The 24,524-nt window shown below is 67.5% G+C and carries 17 protein-coding genes and 3 pseudogenes; 14 read left to right on the top strand and 6 right to left on the bottom strand.

Annotated features, from left to right (window positions below; all coding sequences use genetic code 11):
* The first annotated feature begins 29 nt into the window (after positions 1-29).
* Complete coding sequence (locus tag C2R22_RS15085; RefSeq protein WP_103426486.1) at positions 30-1,958, top strand: ABC transporter ATP-binding protein; 1,929 nt, start codon at positions 30-32, stop codon at positions 1,956-1,958.
* A gap of 82 nt (positions 1,959-2,040) precedes the next feature.
* Here C2R22_RS15085 and C2R22_RS25175 read toward each other — a convergent pair whose 3' ends face one another.
* Complete coding sequence (locus tag C2R22_RS25175) at positions 2,041-2,355, bottom strand: hypothetical protein (protein WP_162562518.1); 315 nt, start codon at positions 2,353-2,355, stop codon at positions 2,041-2,043.
* On the opposite strand from C2R22_RS25175, the gene C2R22_RS25170 reads away from it, so the two are divergent.
* The 3 genes from C2R22_RS25170 (at position 2,327) to C2R22_RS15065 (ending at position 5,820) form a co-directional block, all read left to right on the top strand.
* The gene (locus tag C2R22_RS25170; protein WP_162562517.1) at positions 2,327-3,106 is read left to right on the top strand and encodes a hypothetical protein; all 780 of its coding nucleotides are present in this window, start codon (positions 2,327-2,329) and stop codon (positions 3,104-3,106) included. The genes C2R22_RS25175 and C2R22_RS25170 overlap by 29 nt on opposite strands.
* 431 nt (positions 3,107-3,537) lie before the next feature.
* Positions 3,538-4,371, top strand: coding sequence for a 3-methyl-2-oxobutanoate hydroxymethyltransferase (gene panB, locus C2R22_RS15070; protein WP_103426483.1), 834 nt, complete (start codon positions 3,538-3,540; stop codon positions 4,369-4,371).
* Between the two features lie 117 nt (positions 4,372-4,488).
* Entirely contained in the window at positions 4,489-5,820 is a 1,332-nt protein-coding gene (locus C2R22_RS15065; protein WP_103426482.1) for a hypothetical protein, read from the top strand.
* Between the two features lie 11 nt (positions 5,821-5,831).
* On the opposite strand, the gene C2R22_RS15060 is transcribed toward C2R22_RS15065, so the two are convergent.
* The 5 genes and pseudogenes from C2R22_RS15060 to C2R22_RS25165 form a co-directional block, all read right to left on the bottom strand.
* Positions 5,832-6,380 carry a carboxymuconolactone decarboxylase family protein gene (locus C2R22_RS15060; RefSeq protein WP_103426481.1) on the bottom strand — a complete coding sequence of 183 codons (549 nt, stop codon included), beginning with the start codon at positions 6,378-6,380 and terminating at the stop codon, positions 5,832-5,834.
* 216 nt (positions 6,381-6,596) lie between these two features.
* Complete coding sequence (locus C2R22_RS15055; RefSeq protein WP_103426480.1) at positions 6,597-7,406, bottom strand: DUF2182 domain-containing protein; 810 nt, start codon at positions 7,404-7,406, stop codon at positions 6,597-6,599.
* Between the two features lie 21 nt (positions 7,407-7,427).
* A complete protein-coding gene (locus C2R22_RS15050; protein WP_103426479.1) occupies positions 7,428-8,042 on the bottom strand; it encodes a DUF1326 domain-containing protein in 615 nt (204 codons plus the stop codon).
* A 226-nt stretch (positions 8,043-8,268) separates the two neighbouring features.
* On the bottom strand, positions 8,269-9,051 hold the full coding sequence (locus C2R22_RS15045; protein ID WP_103426478.1) for a helix-turn-helix transcriptional regulator: 783 nt from the start codon (positions 9,049-9,051) through the stop codon (positions 8,269-8,271).
* A 205-nt stretch (positions 9,052-9,256) separates the two neighbouring features.
* Positions 9,257-9,483: pseudogene (locus tag C2R22_RS25165) on the bottom strand (amino acid permease); the annotation flags it as partial.
* Between the two features lie 4 nt (positions 9,484-9,487).
* Between C2R22_RS25165 and C2R22_RS26445 the strand changes: the two are divergent.
* The 10 genes and pseudogenes from C2R22_RS26445 to C2R22_RS25665 all read left to right on the top strand — a co-directional run.
* Positions 9,488-9,634, top strand: a pseudogene (locus tag C2R22_RS26445) (universal stress protein); the annotation flags it as partial.
* A gap of 230 nt (positions 9,635-9,864) precedes the next feature.
* Positions 9,865-12,243: a xanthine dehydrogenase family protein molybdopterin-binding subunit gene (locus C2R22_RS15035; RefSeq protein ID WP_103426477.1), complete on the top strand. Its 2,379-nt coding sequence runs from the start codon at positions 9,865-9,867 to the stop codon at positions 12,241-12,243.
* 81 nt (positions 12,244-12,324) lie between these two features.
* On the top strand, positions 12,325-12,864 hold the full coding sequence (locus C2R22_RS15030) for a hypothetical protein (RefSeq protein WP_103426476.1): 540 nt from the start codon (positions 12,325-12,327) through the stop codon (positions 12,862-12,864).
* Positions 12,865-13,043: 179 nt separating this feature from the next.
* Positions 13,044-13,214, top strand: a complete 171-nt coding sequence (locus tag C2R22_RS25160) for a hypothetical protein (RefSeq protein WP_162562516.1) — start codon at positions 13,044-13,046, stop codon at positions 13,212-13,214.
* Between the two features lie 388 nt (positions 13,215-13,602).
* Positions 13,603-13,926 (top strand): winged helix-turn-helix transcriptional regulator, encoded by a 324-nt coding sequence (locus tag C2R22_RS15025; RefSeq protein ID WP_103427698.1) that lies wholly within the window; start codon positions 13,603-13,605, stop codon positions 13,924-13,926.
* Positions 13,927-13,950: 24 nt separating this feature from the next.
* Positions 13,951-15,156, top strand: a complete 1,206-nt coding sequence (locus C2R22_RS15020; RefSeq protein ID WP_103426475.1) for an isochorismatase family protein — start codon at positions 13,951-13,953, stop codon at positions 15,154-15,156.
* A 120-nt stretch (positions 15,157-15,276) separates the two neighbouring features.
* Positions 15,277-15,846, top strand: a complete 570-nt coding sequence (locus C2R22_RS15015) for a hypothetical protein (protein ID WP_103426474.1) — start codon at positions 15,277-15,279, stop codon at positions 15,844-15,846.
* Positions 15,839-16,335: pseudogene (locus tag C2R22_RS27515) on the top strand (metal-dependent hydrolase). Before C2R22_RS15015 ends, C2R22_RS27515 begins: the two are co-directional and overlap by 8 nt.
* A 294-nt stretch (positions 16,336-16,629) precedes the next feature.
* Positions 16,630-21,531 carry an outer membrane protein assembly factor BamB family protein gene (locus C2R22_RS15005; RefSeq protein ID WP_103426473.1) on the top strand — a complete coding sequence of 1,634 codons (4,902 nt, stop codon included), beginning with the start codon at positions 16,630-16,632 and terminating at the stop codon, positions 21,529-21,531.
* A 305-nt stretch (positions 21,532-21,836) separates the two neighbouring features.
* On the top strand, positions 21,837-24,479 hold the full coding sequence (locus C2R22_RS25665; protein ID WP_173862807.1) for a PAS domain S-box protein: 2,643 nt from the start codon (positions 21,837-21,839) through the stop codon (positions 24,477-24,479).
* The last annotated feature ends 45 nt before the right edge of the window (positions 24,480-24,524 follow it).

Below are 24,524 nucleotides of genomic sequence, written 5' to 3'. Positions count from 1 at the left end.
ATTTCAACACGAATCCGATAAGGGTACCAGTGCCAGACGACCACGGAGGCTTCGAACACGTCCGCGAGAACGTCGACGGCCACCCGATGGTGAATCTCCTCGGGTACGCGAGCACGTACTGGGTCCGCCTCTCGCTCGGCGTGCTCGCGGCGTTTCTCACCCGCTTCGCCCGCCTCGTGCCGCCCATCGTCGTCGCGGCCGCCATCGACCGCGCCATCCGACAGTCGGGCGAGACGGGCCTCCTCACGGACGTGGGCCTCCTCCCCGCGACACAGGTCACTGGGCAGGCCGCCCGCCTCGCCCTGCTGGAGCGCCTCGTCGCCATCGCGGTCCTCGCGTATCTCCTCCGCTCGGTCGCTCGATTCGCCTCCCGGTACCTCCTCCAGTCGACGGCGCAGAAGGTTCAGCGCGACCTCCGCAACGACACGTACGACCACATCCAGCACCTCTCGATGGACTTCTTCGTCGACCACCAGACCGGGGGGATGATGTCCATCCTCAACAGCGACATCAACCGCCTCGAACAGTTCCTCAACACCGAGTTCAGACAGCTCATCCGCGTGATCGCCACCGTCGGCGGCATCGCGGTCATCCTCTGGACGTACTCCCCGAAACTCGCGCTCGTCGCCCTCGCCCCCGTACCGCTCATCGGCGTCGCCAGTGGGCAGTTCCTGACGTGGATCGAACCGCGCTACAAGTCCATCCGCGAGACCGTCGCCCGACTCAACACGCGACTGGAGAACAACCTCGGCGGGGCGGCCGTCATCAAGACGTTCGACCGCTACGACTTCGAGCGGGACCGCGTCGCCGCCCAGAGCGAGGCCTACCACGACGAGAAGGTCCGTGCGCTCCGCATCCGCCGTGGCTTCTTCGCCACCCTTCGGCTCCTCACGGGCGTCGTGTTCGTCGTCGTCCTCTACATCGGCGGGACGGACATCATCACGGGCACGCCGGGGACGAACGGGGCGCTCACCCTCGGCGGCTTCGCGCTCTTCTTCCTCCTCCTGAGACGCCTCTACTCGCCGATGCGTCGCGTCGGCAAGTCGGCCAACAAGTACCAGCTCGCGAAGTCCAGCGCCGAGCGCGTCTTCGGCCTCCTGGGTCGAGAGCCGACCATCACGAGTCCGGACCCGGCACACCGTCCCGACCACGTCGACGGCCACGTCGAGTTCGACTCGGTGACGTTCTCGTACGGCGACCGCGACCCCGTGCTCCACGACGTCTCGCTCGACGTGCCCGCGGGGACGACCGTGGGGCTTGCGGGCGCCACTGGTGCAGGGAAGTCGACCCTCGTGAAACTCGTCGCCCGCTTTCACGATGTCGACGCGGGCGCCGTCCGGGTCGACGGCGTCGACGTCCGCGAGTACGAACTCCAAGAACTCCGCGACGAGATAGCCATCGTCGAACAGAACCCCTACCTCTTCTCGGGGACGGTCGCCGAGAACATCGCCTACGGCGACGAGGCGACGCTCAAAGCGGAGTGGACGGACGACGGCGATAGCGACGACGACGGCACCCAGACGGCCCGCGACCGCGTGGTCGAGGCTGCGACCGCCGCGGCGGCAGACGAGTTCATCCGCGACCTGCCCGAGGGCTACGACACGCAGGTGGGCGAACGCGGCGTGAAGCTCTCGGGCGGCCAGCGCCAGCGACTCGCCATCGCCCGTGCGCTGGTGAACGACCCCGCGATCATCATCTTCGACGAGGCGACCTCCGACGTCGACACCGAGACGGAGGACCTCATCCAGGAGAGCCTCGAGCGACTGGTCGAGGACCGCACGGCGTTCGTCATCGCCCATCGGCTCTCGACGATCCAGCACGCCGACGAAATCGTGGTCCTCGACGACGGGCGCATCGTCGAACGGGGTGAGCACGCGGAGCTAGTGGCTCAGGACGGCACGTACGCCGACCTCTGGAACGGCCAGGCCGACGCCGAGCCGCGACCGGCCGACGACTGACGTGGATGGCCTTCTCCCTCCCGACCCGCCGCGCTATCCACTCTCCGACTGAACACGCCGTGCCCGAGGAACGAGGGTCACCCTAGTCTCGACGGAGCGCCGCGAGAACTGCGAGGGTGAACGCGACGAGGGTCACGCCGACGCCGAGGCCGGGGAACTGTGTCGACGTCGTCGAGGCGGCGGTGGGCGTGGCAGAGTCGGCCGATTCGACGACGGTGATCGTCGCGGTCTGATCGTCGACGCGTGCCGTGTACGTCCCGGGCTGAACGACGTCGTAGACGAACTCGACTACCGTCTCACCGCCGGCCGGAACGGTAACCTCCCGGGAGTTGACCACCTCACCGGACAGTTCGAGTTCGACCGTGTCCGTGTCGGCGTTCGACTGGGGGTTCGCCACGGTTACCCGGATGGTCACTTGTTCGTCCGTGGAGATTCGAGACGGCCGAGCCGTAACGTCGGTCACCTGTGTGTCGTTGCCGGTGACCGAGGTGTTCGTCACCGTCGCCACGACGGTACTGGAGTTCTGGACCGGCGTCGGTGTCGACGCCGCGGTCGGAGTGGGTGCCGACGTGGGTGTCTCGGTCCCGTCCTCGTCGAAGAGGTCGAACACCCCTCCACCGCCTCCGCCACCACTACTCCCGCCGCTCCCACCGTCACCATCCGAGGGGTTCGCGTCCGGGGACGCGGTCGGCGTGGGTGATGCCGTCTGCGTCGCAGCCGTGCCGGCCGTCGGCGTCTCGGTCGGCGTTTCTCCCGGAGTCGATGTCGACGTGGACGTCTCGGTCGGTACCTCGGTCGATGCCTCGGCCGAAGACGGCGTCTCTGTCGGTGTTTCAGTCGATGCTTCGGTCGAGGACGGAGTCTCCGTCGGTATCACGGTTGGCGTCTCCGTCGGCGTCTCGGCCGAAGACGGTGTCTCGGTCGGTGTCTCGGCTGGCGTTTGCGTCGGTGTCCCCGTCGACGTTTCGGTCGGTGTCTCAGTTGGCGTTGGCGTCTGTGTCTCCGTCGACGTTTCGGCCGGCGTCGGCGTCTCGGTTGGTGCCGGCGTTGGCGTCGGTGTCTCCGTCGACGTTTCGGCCGGCATCGGCGTCTCGGTCTGTGTCGGCGGTGGCGTCGCTGTCGGGGTCTGTTCGACGGTATCGACCTGAGCGAAGGTACTCGTCGACCCGGCCGACGCGACGCTCGGAAGGCTGACCGCCGAGAGCACGACGAGAGTGACGACGAATCCAACGGCGATGAGGGTTCGACTACGAGTCATGGGGGAAGAGCGCTCACTGCTGCGGTGGAGCGGTTGTTTCGTCACCCCCCGTTTCTCTCCACCTATTAAATCACTCTCGTTATCGTCGCAATTCATTACCTCTGAATCGAACGTAGCTTTCGCATGAACGTTGCCGAGGTGTCCAGAAGTCCATATTCCACCTCATCTGATACCCTGTCTTCGAGAACGTGAGGTGACCATCGAACGCACCCCTCGACGGTCACCGATCGAAGAGACAGACGAGCAAAACGCGAGCCTCGATTCGAGACGGCCGAAGACCAGAACGAACGTACTACAGTGTCGGTGTGCGACTACTCTCACATGGGCCGTACATCGATTCCGGATATCCTCGAGAAGTACGAACACGGCGACCCCCTCACGATGTTGACCGCGTACGACGCCCCCATCGCCCGCCAGGTCGACAGAGGCGGCGTCGACATGATTCTCGTCGGGGACAGCGCCGGCGACAACCACCTGGGATACGACGATACGCTCCCGGTCACGCTCGACGAGGCGGTGTCGAACACGGCGGCCGTCGACCGGGCGGTCGAGGACGCGATGGTCGTCGCCGATCTGCCGTTTCTGTCGTACGGGGCGTCGCTCGAAACGTCCGTCGAGAACGCCGGTCGATTCATGAAAGAGGCGGGCGCGGACGCGGTGAAACTGGAGACGGCACCGCAGGGAGAGACGACCATCGAAATCGTCTCTCGCCTCACTGAACTCGGGGTGCCCGTCGTGGGGCACATCGGACTGACCCCCCAGCGGATGAGGCAGATCGGCGGCGGGTACGTCCAGGGACGGGGAGACGGGAGTTCAGCCACCGTCGAGGCGCTGGTAGCGACCGCAGAACAGCTAGAACATGCCGGTGCGTTCTCGATCATTCTCGAAGCGGTCACCGAAGAGACGGGCAGGCAGGTCACCGAAGCGGTCGACGTTCCGACGATCGGAATCGGGGCGGGGCGATACGTCGACGGACAGGTGCTCGTCGTCACCGACGTCCTCGGGTTGAGCGAGGAGTCGTACCGACTCTCGAAACAGTACGCCGACCTGAACGCGGTCGTGCAGGACGCGGTGGAGTCCTACGTCGACGACGTTCGAGGTGGGACGTTCCCGGCGTCGGAGAACGTCTTCGACCCGATCGACGACGAAGAGTAGCTACCCCGCGAGCCACGACTCAGTCGTGGGTCGACGACAGAGCCGACGACCGTCGTCGCTCGAACGGAGCCACCGATAGCCAGAGACGCTTTGCCGCTCGCGTCCCTGAACTCGACAATGGAGCGAACTCCCTTCGACGACCACCTGGCCCGTCTCTCCGGACGGGAACGGGCGACGTTCGTCGGCGCGCTCCTGACCGCGCGCGGGTGGGACGTCGAGGTCGACCCGCCAGTGGTTCGCGCGGCCCGGGGAGACGAGCGTCGAGTCGTCGCCATCGCACGCGAAGGGCTCCTCCCCCTCCCTGGTCGTGGCCTCCCACGTGACTCGGTCGACGCGGTGGTCGGCGTCGACGCCGAGCGGACCCGACGACTGGCCGAAAAACGCGATGCGCGTGCCTGGGACGCCAACACCGTGTATGAAATGATCCGGTACGGGCTCGACCCGGTGACGACTGACCGTCTGTTCCACGAACACCTCGGCGTCGGGAGTGAGACCGTCGGCCGGCCGCAGTCGGCCAGGACATCCGAGACCGACACACGAGACCCGAAGACCGGGTCGCCCGCCGACGCCGGACCGCTCGACACGACTCGGCCTGCGACAGCCAGCACGGTCGCCGCAGCGGTCCACGCCTACCAGTGGGTGGTCCCCGCCGTTCTCCTCCTCGGCGTGGTTCTCGTCGGCGGTGGACTCGTCGCCCAGGCGTGGGCCGACGCGCCCCCAGCCGACTCGAACGCCACAGCGACGGTCGACGCCGCCGAGGACACCACCGCGCTGCCAGCCACGTCGGCGGCGACTCCGGAACCTCGGACGGTCCTCCCCGGGCTGACCGCGGCAGGAATCGACGACACGGCGGTCCTCGCCCGGGGCCACGCGGCGGCTCTCGAGAACCGCTCGTTCACCATGCACGTCACCTACACCGAGCGAATCGGCAACGAGACGGTCGGGACGGCCCGGGAGGTCGTCCGCGTCGAGAACGAGACGGTGTATCGCTCGCGCGGCACCCAGTCGGGGACCTTCGAGTCCGACCTGGTTCCCGTCATCGACCGGGACCTCTACGCCGACGGGGAGGGCAGATACCTCCAGCAGGGCGACGGTGCCCTCCGGGTCGGCGACGCCGACGACCCCGGGACGGGCCAGGTCGTCGAACGGTCCCAGGCGCTCGTCACCTGGTATCTCTCGGGGGACCGCTCCACGCTGGTCGACCGGGTCCAGCGAAGCAACCGGGTCTCCTACCGGATCACCGTCGTGGGAACCACCGACCGCCGGTTCGAGGACTACCGGGCCACCGGACTCGTCTCCGACGAGGGACTGGTGGTCCGGGTCGACGCGACGTACCGACTCCCGGACAGCGACCGGGTCGCGACGGTGTCGCTGCGACACGAACGCGTCGGCGAGACCACCGTCGAGCGGCCGGACTGGATGCCGCCGCGGAACGAGACAGCGAGTTGACTCGTCTCCCGTCACTCCACCGACCAGCCGACGAACCCGTCGCCGTCGACCGGGACCGACAGGGCGTCGAGGATGCGCGCGGTCATGAGGTAGTGTCCGGCCAGCATCGTCAGGCCGACCGTCGTGTCGATGTCGGTGACGTCGACGACGGCCTCGAACAGCGGGTCGGTCACCGTCCCCGTCGCCACCGCGCTCGCGTACCGAACGACGCCCTGTTCGCGCTCGGTGAGTTCACAGTCGGCCCCGCGGGCGAGCGCCCCCAGTTCCTCGTCCGTGACGCCCGCCTCCCGCCCCAACTCGACGTGCTGGTGCCACTCGTACTCCGACCGGAGCGTCCGCGCGACCGCCAGAATCGCCAGTTCGCGCTCGCGCGTCGACAGCGTGCCGGCGTTCCACAGCGCCGTCCCGAACCGCATGTACGCCTGCATCGCCCGGGGGACGTGCGCCATCGACCGGAAGAGGTTGAGGTCGCCGAGCGCCTCGTTGTCGAAGAGGTACCGGTACTCCTCGGGGAGGTCGGACTGTGTCAACAGCGGGACGCGCGCATCGTCGCTCGACATGCACGGTCTGGGTCGTGCCGCGACAAAAACTCTCGTGAGGGGAGTCGGTTCCGCGTGGCTTCGTGACCCGAGTCTCCGTTCGAGAAGAGCAAACGTTCAGTCAGCCGTTGGAACTCGCGCACTCGCGACTGCCTCGCAGAGGGCCATCGACCGCAAGCGACTCCCGACGCGCTGAGAGACGCCAGGGCACCTGACCGTCGCAGTTGGGTCCTAGTCTCATCCGAGCGGTGCCAGCAGACTCGTCACGACGAGTCCGGCACCCACGAGACCGGCGACGAGTCCGGTGGCCGTCGCCAGTCGGTCGCCCCACGACACCGCCCGTTCGAGCGAGACGACCACGGTGACACCGGCCATCCACAGCAGGTTCATCGAGCCGACGACGACCACGAGACCCATCAACGCCCAGCAGCACCCGAGACAGAAGCCGCTGAACCGGCCGCTCAACCGTATCGCCCCACGAACCCCGGGGCGATAGTGGTCGGCGAGGAAACCCAGTGGCGACCGACAGTAATCGAGACAGTGGCGCTTGTACGAGGAGAGCTGATACGCCGACAGTACCAGCAACGACCCGCCCAGCAGGACCGAGCCGTTTTCGTTGGCGAGGGCGGCGAGCGGAACGACACGGTTCACCGCGAGCGGCACGATTCCCGTGAGCGCCCAGACGACGGTGTACGTGCCCACGAACGCACCGAGCCGCGTCACCCGTTCGCGCTTCGTCGCTCGCTTGAGCGTCCCGTCGTACAGCCGAAACAGGGGGACTGTCGCGGGGTACATCATCGCGACCATCATCACCCCCCACATGAGCAGATACAGTCCCATCCCCGACAGCCCGTTCGCCAGCGCCATCGCCTCGGGGGCGCCCGGGTCGACCATTCGCATGTCGGCACCCGCTCCTGTCCCTGGCATCGGGAGCCACCGCTCGACGAGCGCGACCCACGCGAGCAGCGCGACCAGGTACGTCGCGAGCGCGACGAGCGGGATTCGCCTGCGTTCGATGCGACCTCGTAACCCGTCTAGTGCGTGCATCGAGAACGGTCCTCCCGAGGGCTATCCCTCGTACTCGAACTCGCCGAAGTAGGAGTTGTTTCCGGACACGTCCCAGGAGAACTCGTCGTTGAACGACACGGTCGCCGTCGTAGATTTGCCGGTGGATGCGGTCATCGATGGCGGGGTGAGCGGATGGGGTGAAACCTCTCCGGGTACCTCCTCGAACCCCTCGATGGCGTCCGCCTCGATCGCCACGACGTCGCCCGCCGCGACCGAGAGGTGGCCGTTCTGTTTCGAGTAGCTGATGGGCACGACCACCGTGTCTTTCACCTCGTCGACGAGTTCGGCGACGGCACCCATGACGCCGCCCGCTCGACCCATGAAGATGTCTCCGAGCGCCGCCGCCTGTGCGTCGGTCGCTTGTTCGTCGACGAGAACGACCAGGTCCCAATCACCCTCGAAGAGGATACCCTGGTCGTAGACGAGGGCGCCCGCCGTCAGACCACTCAGGTCGACTCCCTCGTACTCGCCCTCATCGATGTGCCAGAAGAGGGCTGCGGTACACTCGTCGTCGTCGGGGGCCTCGTTCCACAGACACTGACACGGCGCCGAGCAGTTGCAGGCCTCGACGAACTCTCCCTTGATGCTCCATCGCTCTTGGTTTTCTACTGACATGGTCGTTCATCCACAACGGGAACCGGTTCGGGCGGTACTATCATGTAGGTATCTAGTGATATTCACCCACCCCGCTCCCACTGTGCAGACGATGCACCCAACCCATCACGTGCAAGCGCCCCGGTCGTCGACTTCGTCTGCCAGAAGAGTCGTCACCGACGACAGTCCTGTATAGCGGTGCGAGAGTCGGCCCCTCCCGAGGCGGCGCCGTCCGACGAAACGGCACCTACGGTCCACAGACTCGTTCCGCCTCGTCGCGCCAGGCTTCGAACGTCTCGACCGCCCATCTGTGGACGCTCTCGTCGTCGCTGCGGACCAGTCCTCGGGGATTCGCCGAGTCGTCGACGAGACCGATCCCCACGCCGTCGTCGATGATCTGCAAGACGAGCGGAACGCCTTCCGTGACGAAGAAGACCACGTCGCCCGAATCACACAGGTCACCGTACACGGCTGCCAGGGCAGCGTCGTCCACGAGCGTCTCGTGGACATCGGGCGTCACCACCCCCTCCACTTCCAATCCCTCGTGAACGACACCTTCTCGCACGATTTCGAGATACGGCACGGTGACCTGCGTCGTGAGAAAGCGGAGTCGTGTCCCGGTACGCAACTGCCGGCCTGCGCTCCTGATCGGTGCCAGCGGGTCGCTCTCGGATGGGAACACGATTTCGGCGTCGTTCAGACACCGGATGGCCTCGAAGTCCACGTCGTCGGTCGGGAACCACCGCATCGCCTCGCGCAGTTTTCCCTCCGTTTCCATTCGCTCGAGCAGGGTCGTCATCCCCTCGATGACGAACGCGCCCAGCGGCGTGGCCTCGAACCAGTGTCCCTCCCTCCTGATCCAGTTTCGCGTCTCGAACTCGCCGAGCATGCGGCCGACCGTGGACGACGACGCTCCGGTCAGCGACTTAAGATCGGACCGACTGTGCGGACCGTCGGCCAGCGCTTCGAGTGCCCTCACCCGGTGCTCCGAGCGAGCGAGAAATTCGACGTCTTCGAGCGACGAGTTCATGATGTATCGCGCTTTTCATGTTATGTGTTCTCAGTACACAAGTGAGTTTCTGCGTCGGTTTCGGTTCGGAAGTCCTGTGCTCAGTGGTACCAACCGAGCGCGAATACGGGTTTTCGACGTGTGTGCTGGGTCCAGGACGCGTACGCTGCGGGTTCGACTCCTTCGAGCGCGCGCCGCCGCCGGAACTCATCGATACGGGAACTCGTCAGTCACCCACCAGTCGTTCTGAGAGACGCCGTTTCCGTGCACGTTCGGCGAGCAACACGAACACTCGACGTCGTCGACCACGTCCAACACGAGTGCCCCTCGCAACAGGCGGGACAGGAGACCTTTCTCCGTCGCCCCGATGATCACCGTGGAACTGTCCGTGGCGGCCTGTTCGATTGCCTCCTCGACGTCGCCCGTTTCGACACGCAGGGTCGCGTTCGCGAGGCCGGTCATCGTTGGGGCGACGGAGCGGGGACTGGTGTCCCGAATCGTCGGCGGATCGCTGACGCTGTCCGTCCTCGACGACCTCGAGACGACCGTGTTACTGGCTGAGCGCCCACATATCCGTTCGATTCGACAGCGGCTCTTCGGTTGAGTCCCCGAGTCGGGGGGCCGTCGTGACACTCCCCCCGCGTTCGGTCGAACGCCCCGAACCCACCCGCCGAGGCAAGGGCTCATATCGGGTGATCGTGCGATACACGTTTGTCCACTGACAGCTCGACGCGTACCGAACCGTTCTTGTTCGTTTGCGATATACGTCGACACATCCCATGGGATGGACCAGTACGCACGACAGCACATCGTCACCCGGGTGGACGTAGCCGGATGCCACCCGGGACCGTTGAGGGCGGCGCGCTCGTCCCGAGCGAACTGCTCGGAGCGGCGATTCAGCGTCGGGAAGACCCTCACCTCATCACCGGCGATGCGGAGTACACGGACGACCTCTCGTACCCGGGCGAAGTCCACCTCGCCCTGCTCGGGAGCCAGTACGGACACGCGACGGTCGACTCCGTCGACGTGAGCGAGGCGGCGGCGATGGAGGGCGTGCTCGATACCGTCACGTGGGCGGACGTCGAGTCCTCGGACGCCCCCGGCTACATGCGGACGGAGAACCCGACCGGCGGGTCCGCGGAGTCCGATAGCGAGACGGACGCCGCCGTCCCCCCACATCCGCTGCTGGCCGACGGGAAGGTCACGTATCAGGGCCAACCCGTCGCGGCCGTCGTCGCGGAGGACCGCTACACCGCCCGTGACGCGGTCGACGCCATCGACGTCGACTACGGCCGTCTCGACGCCCTCGTCGACCCGAAGGCGGCGATGACCGACGACGCCCCGACAATCCACGACGGTGCGCCACGGAACCTCGCGTTCACCTGGGACACCGGCGACCAGGCGGCGGCGGAGGCGGCGCTCGATGCCGCGGACACCGTCGTCGAACTCGACTTAGAAATAAACCGAGTGAGTCCGACGGCGATGGAGCCACGGGCCGCAGTGGCGCAGTACCGCGCCTCTGACGGCGAACTCTTCGTCGAGATGTCCACGCAGAACCCCCATCAGGTCCAGGCGGACCTCTCGGAGACGCTGGGGCTTCCGGACCACCGCATCCGGGTACGACCGCCGGACGTCGGCGGTGGCTTCGGCGCGAAACTGTTCCCCTACACCGGTCACCTGCTGGCGGCATGGTGTGCGATGCGGCTCGAACGACCCGTGAAGTGGGTCGCCACCCGAACCGAGGACTTCCTGTCGATGATCCACGCCCGCCACCACATCGTCCACGCCACGGCGGGTGTAGACGACGACGGCACTCTCCGGGGCTTCCACGTCGAAACCACGGCCCCCGTGGGAGCGTACCTGGTCCCCGGCGGGTCCGGCGTGCCGACCAACCTCGGGGTGATGGCCAACGGCCAGTACGTCGTTCCGGGGGCGTACGTCCACACGACCGGGGTGTTCACCAACACCGCGCCGTTGTCGGCGTACCGTGGCGCGGGCCGTCCGGAGGCCACCTACTTCACCGAGCGTCTGATGGACACGGTGGCGCACGAACTCGACATGGACCCCGCGGAGTTCCGTCGCCGGAACTTCGTTCCACCGGATGCGTTCCCCTACGAGACGGGGCTCGGGCGGACGTACGACTCGGGGGACTACGAGAAGACGCTCGACCGGGCACTCGACGCGGTGGACTACGACGCGTTCCGCGAGCGCCAGTCACGGGCCCGCGAGGAGGGTCGGTATCTGGGCCTCGGCCTCTCGTGTTACGTCGAAGCCTGCGGCGCCGCCCCCGGGCGGACCGAGACTGGTATCGTCCACGTCAAGCCGTCGGGCCGGGTCGTCGTCAGGGTCGGCACGGCCGAAATCGGGACCGGCCACCGCACCGCGTACACACAGATCGTCGCCGGAGCACTCGGTGTCCCGTTCGAAGACGTCGAGATTCACGAGGGCGACACCGCGGCAGTCTCCGAGGGACACGGGACCTCGGGGAGTCGAGCGATGCCCGTCGGCGGGAGTGCGCTCGCAGAGAGCGCGGAGAAGGTGCTCGAAAAAGCTCGACGGATCGCCGGCCACCGGCTCGAAGTCGCCGAGGCGGACCTCGAATTCGAAGACGGGACGTTCTCGGTCAGGGGCGCTCCGAACCGCTCGATATCTCTCGCGGAGGTCGCCGAAATCGCCTACGGTGGCACGGCGGAGCTTCCCCAGGGGATGGAGCCGGGACTGGACGCGACGACCTACTTCGACCCGCCCAACTACACGTTCCCGTTCGGCACCCACGTCGCCGTCGTGGCGGTCGACCCCGACGCGGGCGAAGTCGAACTCGAACGGTACGTCGCCATCGACGACGTCGGCACCCAGATCAACCCGAAACTCGTCGAGGGTCAGATCCACGGCGGCGTCGCACAGGGGCTCGGACAGGCGCTCCAGGAGGAAGCCGTCTACGACGACCAGGGGAACCTCGTGACGGGGTCGCTCCAGTCGTACGCGATGCCGAAGGCCGGACAGCTCATCGACATCGAGTGGGACTCCACGGTCACGCCCTGTCCGCACAACCCGCTGGGCGTCAAGGGCGTCGGTGAGGCCGGAGCGATTGCGGCCCCGCCCGCGGTGGTGAACGCCGTCGTCGACGCACTGCAACCGTTCGGCGTCGACACCGTCGACATGCCGCTGACGTCCGAGCGCATCTGGCGAGCAGTCACGGACGCGGAGGAGTGACCACGCCCCACTGCTGACGCGGTGACTCGAGAGAGACTCCGCCCACGGGAAGGTAGTACCCCGCCGCGTACTGTCCGATTTATGACGTTTCGACGCGTCTCTCAGAACGAACTCGGCGGTCGCCTGACTGCCCGCGCCGTCGGGTTCACCCCCACCATGACACTTCTCGTCGTCCACCCCATCGGAGCCACGGCGCCGCCGAGTCTCGGCCCCCTCTCGTCGTCCCCGGTCGCCGACGAACGGATACTCGTCCTGTCGGTCATGTCCGAGCGCGCGTTCAGGAAGCGACAGGCAGTGTACGCCTCGCTTCCCGACCTCGGGATGGAGTACTCGCGGTCACAGGGCGAGGAGTCCGCCGAGCGACACGCACAGGCGTACACCGACGAGGTCCTGCGTTCTCTCGGTCCAGACGTGACGGTCCTGGGCCGCGTCGGCGACGAACTCCGGACTGTCGCTGCGGTCGCCAGGGCGTACGAGGCCGACCGAATCGTCTTCACGACGCCGGAGTCACGACTCCGCCGGTGGTACCGACGGTGGCGTCTGGGCCGTCTCGACTTCGATGGCCGCGTCTCTCACCCACCACCGCGGGACGCGCCGGGACTCGCTACCACCCCTCGCTGACTCGTCCGGCCCACGACGAACCGCCGAGACACCTCGCCTCGAACGGCGTCCCGGCCCTTCGCACACATACCGATACCTCCTCCCTCCGCTCTTCCACCGCGGAGGTCGTACCGCGAACGGTACTCCCTCTCGCCCCCGGTACTGTTTGATATATGTCATTTACGCGCCTACGGAAGAGTGTGTCAAACGCTTCAGCACCCGAGACCGCAGCGCCCGGAGTGAAGGCCATCGGCGGGAGCGACGAGTGCGCCCACCCCCGAGACTCCCTGGAGTTGGCCTCGACGAACGGCCTGACGTACTACTACCAGTGCACGCAGTGCGACGGTATCGTCGTCGTGTGGCGACGGTAACACCTCGTGTGGGGCCGGTACCCCCGTTGCACACGCCCCCGCACGGCGTCTCTCGTCCGGATGCGAACACCCGCCCGCCGTCGAGTGTGTGAATCCTGTCCGTCGACCCCTCGCTCGTGAGAGGGGGAGGTACCATCTGCGGTACTACCTCCGAGACAGGGTAGTACTCATTTCATAGTGGGGCGTACTCCATAGACAGTCTGTGCGCCGCACGGTCGGGCCCGCCGACATCCCCCTGTCGACGCGGCGCGGAGTGCGCGTGATCGCACGCGCTCGACACCAGACCCGACGGAGAGAGGTCGACGCACCGCTCGAACCGCCTCGTTCGGTCACGACGTCGGTCTCTCTCGAGAGTAGACACGGGCCCGGATGGAGAACCCACCCACGAATGTGTGAATACGAAGAACTCGACTGGAAGCGCGAGTGGCACGGGCTGTGGTCGATCCTGAGCTGCAAGTGGACGTTCCACGTCCTCCGCTTGCTCCTCATCGACGACTACGGCTTCAACGAGATCAAGCGCGAACTCGACGGCATCACGGCGACGATGCTCTCGCGGCGACTCACGCAACTCGAAGACGAGGGCGTGATCCAGCGGGAGGTCCTCGACACGAAGCCGCCGTCGACGCGGTACTCGCTCACCGAGACCGGCGAGGAGTTGGCGCAGATCCTCAAACAGATCGAACAGCTCCGGCCCTTCTCCAATGGCGACTGAACACCCCGCTCTCAACGCACGCGTATGAACCACGACCACAGCACACCGCTACGTGCGCCCGACGACTGCGAGACGGGTGTCATCGTCTTCTCCGGGGCGACGGGAACCGGAGACCGAAGACGAGACGAGACGATACGGCAGCTTCGCTCCGCGGGCGTACGGAACGGATGGCACTTCGTCGCGGTCACGCCCGATGCCCACGAGGCGGGCGTCGACGGCGGACAGGTGTCGTCCCACCGAGCGGGGGACACACGGCCCCTCGCGTCCCGCCCGCCCGACGGCCACCGCTTCGACGCGCTCCGTGACGACCACGTCCGACGAGAACTCGAGTCGCGCAGGATTCGACGGCTCGTCCTCTGTGGCGGGCACACGAACCACGAGGTGGCATCGACGGCGCGCACCGCGCTCGACCAGGGGTACGAGGTGGTCGTCGTGGCCGAGACGACCCGTCCGGGGACGACACGGACGCGCGACGGGACCTGCTCGCCCCCGCAGGACGTCCAGGCCATCACGCTGGCGACGCTCGAACGACTGGGAGCGACGGTCACCTCAGCAGCGGCCCTCCTCTCGGGCTCGAACGAATCGGTGGTCCCACAGCACGTCGCCGCCCTCTACACGGACTCCGTCGGCGAGGCCGACTTCGTCCACTGCGACCCGCTTCCGTCGCCGTGTCTGTGTCGACGCGCCGCCCTCGTCGTCGTCAACGTCCGCGAGGAGTACCCCGCCCCGGAGTTCGGCGACCGGAGCCACAACAACGCCGAGGAGTTGATCGAACGGCTCGTCGCCGCCTGGCGTGCGGCGGACCGGACGGTCGTCCACACCCGACACCCCTCGGCACTGCTCGACCGCGACGGCTCGATCCGTCAGGGGTCGGCCGTCGTCCCCCGGCGAGGCGAGTTCGTCGTCGAGGCGGCCACCCAGAACGCGTTCTTCGACACCGACCTCGGCGACCGACTCGACGCCGCTGGCGTCACCCAACTCGTCGTCGTGGGACTGCCCGCACAGGGGGCTGTCGCCGCGACGGCCCGAGCGGCCCTCGAACGCGAGTACGACGTCGTCCTCGTCGAGGACGCGATTGCGGGGTTCGACACCACCGACGCCGAGGGGAACACCGTCGCCGGAACGGAAGCACACTGGGTGGAGTGCACCAGTCTCGCCGCGATGGGGGCCTCGTTGACCGAACTGAGAGAGGTCGAGCGGCTGGTACGACGACCGAACCCACCGCGCTGAGCGCCCCTGCACCCCGTTCGTGTAACGAAGCCAGGACCGGACACGAAATCCCGCGTGACTGCTCGGCCGCCGGCGGTCGTCGGGTCGTGTGACCGACGCCACGTATGACTGACGCCGTTCGTGACGTGCTTCGAATGGTTCATCTCCCTCACGACACTTCTCCTCACCAATGAGCGCGCCCCCGCTCGACGTGCCCTCCTCGTCGCCGTCCTCCTCGTCGGCCTCTTCGGACTCTGCCTCTGGTACGGCACCTACGGCATCGCCCCCGACCTCGGCGCGTATCCGACCGAACAGGCCGTCGGTCCCTTCCCCGAGGAGTACGTCGGCGACCCGGTCGTCCTCGCGGGCACCGTCGTCGGCACCGACCCCGTCGAGATACGCATCGACGGCGGGGGCGGTCATCACCGCACGATCACCGTCACCGACTTCTCCGCACCGGTCCAGCGCGGCGACCAACTCCGCGTCTTCGGGACGCTCGTCGACAGGGACACCGTCAGGACGACGAACGGCTTCACCGTCCCCCCGGAGAACTACCTCTACACGTACACCGTCTCGTTCGTCGCCGGGCTCTGGGTACTGGTACGCCTCGTCGGACAGTGGCGACTCGACCCGACGGGTCTCGTCCGCCGCCGCGCTCCCCGCGGACTCGACGACGTCAGGAGGCGACTCACGGGAGACGACGATGCCTGACCTGCTCGCCCACGCGCTCATCGCCTACAGCCTCGCCACGCTCCTGTCGTGGCGCTACGAGTGGCTCTCATCCCCGTACGTCACCGTCGTGATGGCCGGCGCGTTCGTCCCCGACCTGGCGAAGGTCGCCATCGTCGTCCCGCGGTCGACGGTGGAGTCGCTCCTCGGCGTTCCGTTCTCGTGGTTCGCGCTCCACACCCTCGGGGGAGCGCCGCCTCGGTCGCCATCGGCGTCGTCCTCGCCGGACGCACGGAACGACCGCGCGTCGCTGCGCTTCTCGGTCTCGGTGCGGCGTCGCACCTCCTCGCCGACGCCCTCCTGCGCAACCCGTCGGGACGCTCGTACCCCCTCCTGTGGCCGCTGTCGTACTACCACCCGCCGACGCCCGGACTGTACCTCAGCACCGACCCCGAGCCGATGCTGGTCGCCGCTGTCGTGGCGGCGACGGTGTTCGGCCTCACCCGTCTGCGGACTCGACGGGCCGAATAGCTCCTTCAGCGGCGGTCACCGACCCGGCCGACGTCGACCACCACGGTACGGAGACGGTAGCTGACCGCACGACTCGCTCTCGGCCCGGGAACGTTCGATCCGTCCACTACACCGGTATGTCGGGGGCGAATAGGCGGAAGAACCGTGTCACGGTGGACGCGCCGTACTTTCCCACGGATGATAATTTGAGGTGAGACGATATATACGAACGTCGAGTGCTGTCGGACATATGATTTCACATACGTACCAATATGACATACAACTGATAACGGGGCGCCTCCCGGAGGTAACACCGTGAGACCCGCCTCCCGTCCGTGGGTTGCGGTCCTCCTCGTGTGCATCGTCGTGTTCGCCAGCACCGTCGGCATCACGAGCGTGGCGGGCGCCCCGAGCGACACGGAGTCGCCCACCGCGAGCGCGGCAGTCGCGGACGCGACGCTCTTTCTCGGCAGCTTCGCCGAGTTCGACGCGGGCGACTCCACGGACAACGTCGGCGTCGACAGCTACTCGTGGGAGTTCGGCGACGGCACGACCGGGTCGGGCGCGGCGCCGAAGCACACGTACACCGAACCGGGCGAGTACACCGCGACGGTGACCGTCAGCGACGCCGCCGGAAACGCGGACACCGCGAGCGTCACCGTGACCGTTCTGGAGTCTCACCCCGGCTACCACGGCGGACCGGCGAACCTCGGGAACTACCCGAACCAGCAGGGGCCGACCACGAAACCCGAGGAGGTGTGGAACCTCTCCGGCGGCACTCCGTTGGTCATGCAGCCGACCATCGTGAACGGGACGCTCTACGTCGCGTTCCACAACGGCGGGAAGTTCTACGCGCTCGACCCCGAGACCGGTGCCGAGACGTGGAACGTCACCCCGGGCGGCCTCGACGGGTCGACGTGGACCGCACCCGCGTACGCGAACGGCGTGCTCTTCATCGGTTCGAACGCCCACAAACTCCACGCCATCGACGCCGAGACGGGCGCCGAGTTGTGGAACTACTCGACGCAAACGAACGTCCGCTCCGCGCCGGCCGTCGTCGACGGCATGGTCTACTTCGGGAGCAACGACGGCAACATGACGGCGCTCAACGCCACCACGGGCGAGTTCGTGTGGCGCTACACCGAGTACCAGCCGGTCCTCGTCGAGTCGAACCCGGCCGTCGTCGACGGCGTCGTCTACTTCGGGAGCGACGCGGACAACGTGACCGCGCTCGACGCGTCCACGGGAGCGAAGCTGTGGAACTTCTCGACCGTCGACGAGGTCCAGTCCGACCCGACGGTCGCAGCGGGCACCGTCTACATCGGGTCCGACAGCACGGCAGGCGAGACGTCCGGCGAGGGCCAGGTGTACGCGCTGAACGCCACCGACGGCACCAAGCGGTGGAACCACTCGATGGCCGGCGACGTCGACGGCGGCATGGTCTACGCCGACGGGGTGGTCTACGCCGGGAGCCGCGGCGGCGACCTGGTGGCGCTCAACGCCACCGACGGCACCCGGAAGTGGAACGTCACCGGGTTGAGCTTCCGCGGCGCGCCGGTCCTCGCGGGCGACGTCCTCTACATCTCCGACTTCGGCAACGACAGCGTCCACGCGTTCGACGCCCAGACCGGCGCGGAACTGTGGGCGTACGACTCACCGGTAAACACGCTGTACCCGACGCCGCTTGCGTGGAACGGCTACCTCTACTACGGGTCGGGATCGCAGTTCCACGCGCTCACGAACCCGCTCGTCACCGGGTTCTCCGTCTCGAACGAGGGACAGGACCTCACCATCTCGGTCGACACCGCGGAACAACTGAGCACGCTCTCGGTCTCGCTCTCGGGTGCGGAGTCGGGTTCGCTCACGCTCGGTGACTTCACCGAGACGGCCGACGACGGCACGTACACGTACGAGACGACCTACGCGGGAAGCACGGACGGGACGTACACGGTGACGCTCGACAGCGCCACCGGAACGAACGGAGGCTCGGGCGGCGGCGCAGTCGCCAGTCTCACCGTCGACACGACGCCGCCGGCGCTCTCGTCGTTCGCCGTGACGAACCCCTCAGGCCGCGACGTCGGCGTCTCGTTCGACTCGGACGAGCAACTGGGAGGGCTGTCGGTCTCGCTCTCGGGTGCGGAGTCGGCGACGCTCACCCTCGGTGACTTCACGGAGACCGACAACGGCGGCAGCTACACCTACGACGCGACCTACGCGGGAAGCGTCGACGGCGACTACACGGTGACGCTGTCGAGCGCGACGGACGCGGCCGGCAACGACGGCGCGACCGAGCAGTCCGACACGGTGACTGCCGACGCCGGCCCGCCCCTTCTCTCGAACTACACCGTCACCAACCCGACCGGCGGCTTCGTCAACGTCAGCTTCGACGCGAACGAGTCGCTGTCGCTCGTCAACGTCTCGATTTCGGGTGCCGAGACGGGACTCCTGACCGAGAGCGACTTCACCGAGACGGTCGACGGGTCGCGGTACAACTACTCGGCGCTCTACACCGCGAGCACGAGCGGGTCGTACACGGCGACGCTCGACCGCGCGGAGGACGGCGTCGGCAACGACGGCGCGTCGAGCCAGTCCGGCAGCGTCACCGTCGACGCGAGTTCGCCGACCATCACCGGGTTCGGCGTGTCGAACCCCGACGGACAGGACGTCAACGTCTCGTTCGTCTCCGACGAGCGACTCGACTCCATCTCCGTGCTCATCAGCGGCGCGGAGACCGGGTCGCTCGCGACCGGCGCGTTCACCGAAACCGACAACGGCGACGGCACCTACACGTACAACGCGACGTACGCGGGGAAGAGCGACGGACAGTACGTCGCGGAACTCGACTGGGCGACGGACGCGTCGGGGAACGACGGGGCGGACGGCCAGCAGGCGAGCATCGGCATCGGACAGGCCGTGACCGCCTCGTCGCTCGAATACGTCTCGGGGAGCCAGCCCGCGATGGGGAACCTCGCTCTCGACGCCACGTTCAGCGGCGGCCTGCTGCAGGTACAGGTGAAGAACGACACGGCCAGCGTGTTCGACTTCTCCACCGAGGAGGACTACGAACTCGCCGGTCACGGCGCCGACGACACGACCGTCCTCCGCATCAACCTCACCGTCTCGGGGTTCGTCCCGCGGGCGCTCATCGGCAGCGGTCACGACGTGACGTGGACCCGGACGAACAACGGCGACGGAACCTGGAACGTCTCCATCGAGGGGTCGCCCGCCGCGGTCGACTCCTTCTTCGAGTCGGACGGCTCGACGCCGTCGACGTGGGACGGCACCGTCCGGGCGAACGAGTCCCAGGACGCGGCCATGACGTTCGCCGTCGACGACCTCGCCGTGATGAGCCCCACGAACCGCGAGCGACTCAACGGCTCCGTGATGACGACCGACGCCCAGGAGTTCGGTGCGCCCGTCTACAACACGTCGGGCTCGGCCGACCAGGTCGAGCTGCTCGTGAGTGCGCCGCACTTCGCCGGCGACGGCTCGGTCAACCAGGGCTTCTTCGAGGCGTACCTGCCCCCGGCGCTCGTCTCCGACTGGGGCGTGAGCGCGAGCGAACTGACCGGCAACTTCGACGGTGCCGACCGCGAGACGTCGGTGGTCGCGACTGCCGACGGCGGCGTGCGACTCGACTTCGCGCTCCACTACTCACAGGGGAACGCGGCCGTTCGGGTCGACTCCACCCCGCCCACGGTGTCCGGCGTCAGCGTCACCGCACCCGCCGATGACGAACTCTCGGTGACGGTGACGACCGACAGCAGGCTCTCGACCGTTCAGGCCAGCGTCACCGGTCCAGAGACGGTCACACTCACCACCTCCGACTTCACCGAGGCCGGCAGCGGCCCCTACACGTACACGGCGAACTACACCGCGGGCGCGAGTGGCACGTACACGGCCACGCTCGACGCCGCGGCCGACGCCGCCGGCAACGACGGCGCGAACGGCGAGTCCGGCAGCGTCGACCTGACCGTCGCGACGGAACCGTCGGGTGCCGGCGGGAGCGGTGACAGCACCAGCGGCGGCGACGGCGACGGCGGTCCGGGCGGCGGGTCGCTCGACAGTTTCGCTCCCGCCTCCACGTCTCCCGACGGTAGCGACGGACCCGTCGTCTCGGTCGACGTCGACACCGAGCGACCGACCATGGACGTCACGGGTGGTGAGACGGGTACCACGGCTGACGACGAGTCCACCGACCGCGAGCGCAGACGCATCATCGTAACCGACGCACGGGCGAACGAACCGATCGTCATCGAACTCCACCCGGAACCGGCCGAGCGAACGACGAGCGTGGCGGACGAACGGTCGACGGACGAGGAGACGACGCTACCGCAGATGACGAACGTCCGTGTGAACGGCCTCGACCTGACGCTCACCCGCGACCGTGACGCGTCGCTGACGGTCGAGTCGCGCGACGTCGCCGCGACGACGCGCTCGGCCGATGGCGGCACCGCCGCCAGCACGACCGACGGGTTCGACGAGACCGACCGGCGATTCGCGGTCGAGACCGGGTCACGACCCGTCGGCTACATCGAGGTCGGCCACGACGTGCCCGACTCGGAGATATCGGGTGTGACGCACCGCTTCCGCGTCCGAAAGTCGTATCTCGAACGGAGCGGCGTCACCGCCGAGTCCGTGGCGCTGTACCGCGACGAGACCGTCCGCTGGCGGGCGCTCGACACGAGGGTCGTCGGCGAGACGGACTCTCACTACCACTTCGCGGCCGAGTCTCCGGGTCTCTCGCTGTTCGCCATCGGCGTCCGGACGGCGACGTTCGAAGTCGAGGACGCGACACTCGTCGGCGAGCGAGTCCGCGAACCGAGCGACGAACTGCTCGTCGAGACGACGGTCCGGAACGTCGGCGGTGAGGCCGGCACGTACACCGCGACGCTGACTTTCGACGGACGGCCGCTCGAATCCGTCGAGGTCGACCTCGCTCCGGGCGAACGGCGGACGCTCGAACTCGACGCGCGGCTTCCCGCCGACGCCGACGGCGGTGTCGTCGCGCTCGGGCCGCGGGAGGTCGCACAGGTGAGCGTCGCTCCGGCCGACGGGTCCGACGAACGCACCGCCGTCCCTGCCCGTTCGGCCGACGACGCGGGCGACACCGACCCGAGCACGCTCCCCGCTCCGGTCTCGCTGCTCATCGCCGTGCTCGGACTCGTCGCCGCGCTCCTCGGCGTGGCCTGGTGGCGACGCCAGCGGGTCGAGTAGGGGTCACTCGTCCGGCACTCTCTGCCTCGAAATATCACTCGAACAACATTTTTACCTCTCGTTCCACTCGACCGACCGACGCGCCGACGCTCGGCTTCGAGACGCGTCCGGAGCCATCCTCGGAGCGCATCACCACCGCCGTGCGGCGTAGTGGCGCTGAGCGCTCCGAGACGTCTTCGAGACCCACCCGCCGGGACGCCGGGAGCAACCGGCGGGCGGCGGGTGCAGTTCCGGCGGACGTAACAAAATATTCACATATCACCATCGCGTGAGTTTATATTCTCTCGAAAGCTACACAGTGAGCGATGGAGGACGGCTCGATTCACGTGCTAGTTGTCGACGACGACCCGGCACTCGCAAACCTCGTCGCCGAGTACGTTCCGCACGAGGACGACCGCCTCGTCGTGGAGACGGCGACGAGCGCACGTGAGGGGCTCGACCGGTTGGCGGCGGCCGACATCGACTGTATCGTCAGCGACTACGACATGCCGAGGATCGACGGCCTGGAACTTCTCGAGGCCGTTCGCGAGTCGTGTCCGGACCTCCCGTTCATCCTGTTCACGGGGAAGGGGAGCGAGGGTGTCGCCAGCGAGGCGATTTACGCGGGGGTCACCGACTACCTTCAGAAGGGAACCGGCACCGACCAGTACGCGCTGCTCGCGAATCGGATCACCAACGCGGTCGAGCACGCTCGCGCCGAACAGGCTCGCGACCGCCACCTCGCGGTGATCGAGAGCGCACACGAGGGGGTCAGTATTCTCGACAGCGACGGTCGGTTCGTCTACGTCAACGCGACGTACGCCGATCTCTACGGCTACGACTCCGACGAGATGCTCGGCGAGCACTGGGAACTGGTCTCGCCCGACGACGAGGCCGAAGCGGTGCACGAGGAGATCACCGCGGCGCTCGAACGCGAGCGGCACTGGCACGGCACGACGACCGGTCTCCGCGCCGACGGCAGTACGTTCGTCGAGGACCACTCCCTCGTGGCGACCGACCACGGCGAACTCATCTGTATCGTCAGCGACGTCAGCGACCACGTGGCCCGGGCGAGCGAACTCCACCGGCTTCGCGAGCGGTTCGAGCGGTTCGCCGACGCGGTCCCGAACGGGCTCTTCCTCGTCGGGACGGGCGACGAGGACACGGGCTTCGTCAACGACGGACTCGAAGCGATATTCGGCGTCTCGCTCGCCGACGCGACCCCGGACCTGGGGGCGCTGACACGCCACGTCCACCCGGACGACCGCGAGGAACTCCGACGGGCGCTGCGTCGCCACCGCGACGGCTCGACCGACCAGACGCTGGAGCGCACGTTCCGTCTCCAGCACCCCGACCGCGGGCTCCGCTGGATACACCTCAGAGCCTATCCGGTCAGGAACAGAGCCGGCGAAGTCGTCGAACTCGCGGGGGTGGCGACCGACGTCACCGAGCGTCACACGTACGCGGCCGACACGGAACTGCGGACCGCCGCGATGGAAGCGGCGATGGACGGCATCGCCATCCTCGACGCCGACGGCGAGTACGTCTACATGAACGAGTCACACGCCGACGTGTTCGGCTACCGACCCGAAGAACTCATCGGCAGAAGCTGGCGGCGACTGTACGACGCCGACGAGACGGCCCGGTTCGACGAGCAGGTGTTTCCGGAACTCGAACGGACCGGAGAGTGGCGCGGCGAGACGGTCGGGCGGACGCGAACCGGCGAGTCGGTCCCCGTCGAGGTCACCCTCTCGCTCCTCGACGACGGGACGCTCATCTGCACGAACCGTGACGTCACCGAGCAGAAGCGGCGCGAATCGGAACTGGACGCGACCAGGGAGCGGTACGAGTCGCTCTTCGAGAACAACCCGCTCACCGTCTGGGAGGAGGACTTCACCGAGACCAAGGCGGCGCTGGACGAACTCCGTGAGGAGGTCGACGACGTCGAACAGTACCTGCTCGACCATCCGACGGAGCTCCGCCGACTGTTGGAGACGATAGAGGTCGTCGACGTGAACTGGAACGCCATCGAGTACTACGGCGCGGAGTCGAAAGCGGACCTCGTCGACAACCTCGACCGGCTCTTCACCGACGAGGCCTACGAGGTGGCGGCCGCGGAGTTGGCCGCGGTCGCAAACGGTGACACGCGGTTCAGGGCCGACACCGTCTACCGGTCGTTCGACGGCGAGCGACACGACGAGATGCTCGACCTCTACATCCCTCGGTCCGCGGCCGGCGACTACTCCCGGGTCTTTCTCACCGGAACGGACATCACCGACCGAAAGGAGAAAGAGCGGGAACTCCGTCGGGAGCGCGACCGACTCGAGGAGTTCGCGAGCGTCGTCTCACACGACCTCCGCAACCCACTGAGCGTCGCCTCCGGGAACCTGGCGCTCGTCCGCGAGGAGTGTGAGAGCGACCGACTCGCGCCCATTGGACGCGCGCTCGACCGGATGGGCCAGCTCATCACGGACCTGCTGACGCTGGCGCGGGAGGGCGAGGCCGTCGGCGAGGTGCATCCGGTCTCGCTCGGTCACCTCGTCCCCGACTGCTGGCGGAACGTCGAGACGGGTGACGCCAGGCTCGCGGTCGACGACGCACCGACGGTCCTGGCCGACCGAAGCCGGATGTCGACGCTGCTCGAGAACCTCCTCCGCAACAGCGTGGAGCACGGTGGCCCGGACGTCCGAGTTACCGTCGGTGGGCTGGCCGACGGGGCGGGATTCTACGTCGCCGACGACGGCCCCGGCATCGAACCGGACGAGCGTGCCCGCGTCTTCGAGAGCGGCTACTCCACGAACAGCGACGGGACGGGAATCGGGCTGACCATCGTCCAACAGATCGTCGAGGCGCACGGCTGGGAGATCTCGGTCGCGGAGAGCGCAGACGGCGGTGCTCGGTTCGAGATCCGAGGCGTCGAAACCGAGGCCGCTCCCGCAGACGGCAGAGCGGAGGGACACACCGGGTGAGTGGGTCGCGACAGAGTGCGACGTCTCCTTCGTCAGGTGCGAGCG

Origin of the sequence: Salinigranum rubrum, assembly GCF_002906575.1 — an archaeon.
Taxonomy (GTDB): Archaea; Halobacteriota; Halobacteria; order Halobacteriales; family Haloferacaceae; genus Salinigranum; species Salinigranum rubrum.
The sequence above is the reverse complement of the archived record's forward strand: the minus strand, read 5'-3'. Positions and strand labels throughout refer to the sequence as shown.

Excerpts from the sequence above, each read along its gene's own strand:
- panB (WP_103426483.1), top strand. The coding sequence starts at position 3,538 with ATGGGCCGTACATCGATTCCGGATATCCTCGAGAAGTACGAACACGGC.
- C2R22_RS15065 (WP_103426482.1), top strand. The coding sequence starts at position 4,489 with ATGGAGCGAACTCCCTTCGACGACCACCTGGCCCGTCTCTCCGGACGG.
- C2R22_RS15060 (WP_103426481.1), bottom strand. The coding sequence starts at position 6,380 with ATGTCGAGCGACGATGCGCGCGTCCCGCTGTTGACACAGTCCGACCTC.
- C2R22_RS15055 (WP_103426480.1), bottom strand. The coding sequence starts at position 7,406 with ATGCACGCACTAGACGGGTTACGAGGTCGCATCGAACGCAGGCGAATC.
- C2R22_RS15050 (WP_103426479.1), bottom strand. The coding sequence starts at position 8,042 with ATGTCAGTAGAAAACCAAGAGCGATGGAGCATCAAGGGAGAGTTCGTC.
- C2R22_RS15045 (WP_103426478.1), bottom strand. The coding sequence starts at position 9,051 with ATGAACTCGTCGCTCGAAGACGTCGAATTTCTCGCTCGCTCGGAGCAC.
- C2R22_RS15035 (WP_103426477.1), top strand. The coding sequence starts at position 9,865 with ATGCCACCCGGGACCGTTGAGGGCGGCGCGCTCGTCCCGAGCGAACTG.
- C2R22_RS15030 (WP_103426476.1), top strand. The coding sequence starts at position 12,325 with ATGACGTTTCGACGCGTCTCTCAGAACGAACTCGGCGGTCGCCTGACT.
- C2R22_RS15025 (WP_103427698.1), top strand. The coding sequence starts at position 13,603 with ATGTGTGAATACGAAGAACTCGACTGGAAGCGCGAGTGGCACGGGCTG.
- C2R22_RS15020 (WP_103426475.1), top strand. The coding sequence starts at position 13,951 with ATGAACCACGACCACAGCACACCGCTACGTGCGCCCGACGACTGCGAG.
- C2R22_RS25665 (WP_173862807.1), top strand. The coding sequence starts at position 21,837 with ATGGAGGACGGCTCGATTCACGTGCTAGTTGTCGACGACGACCCGGCA.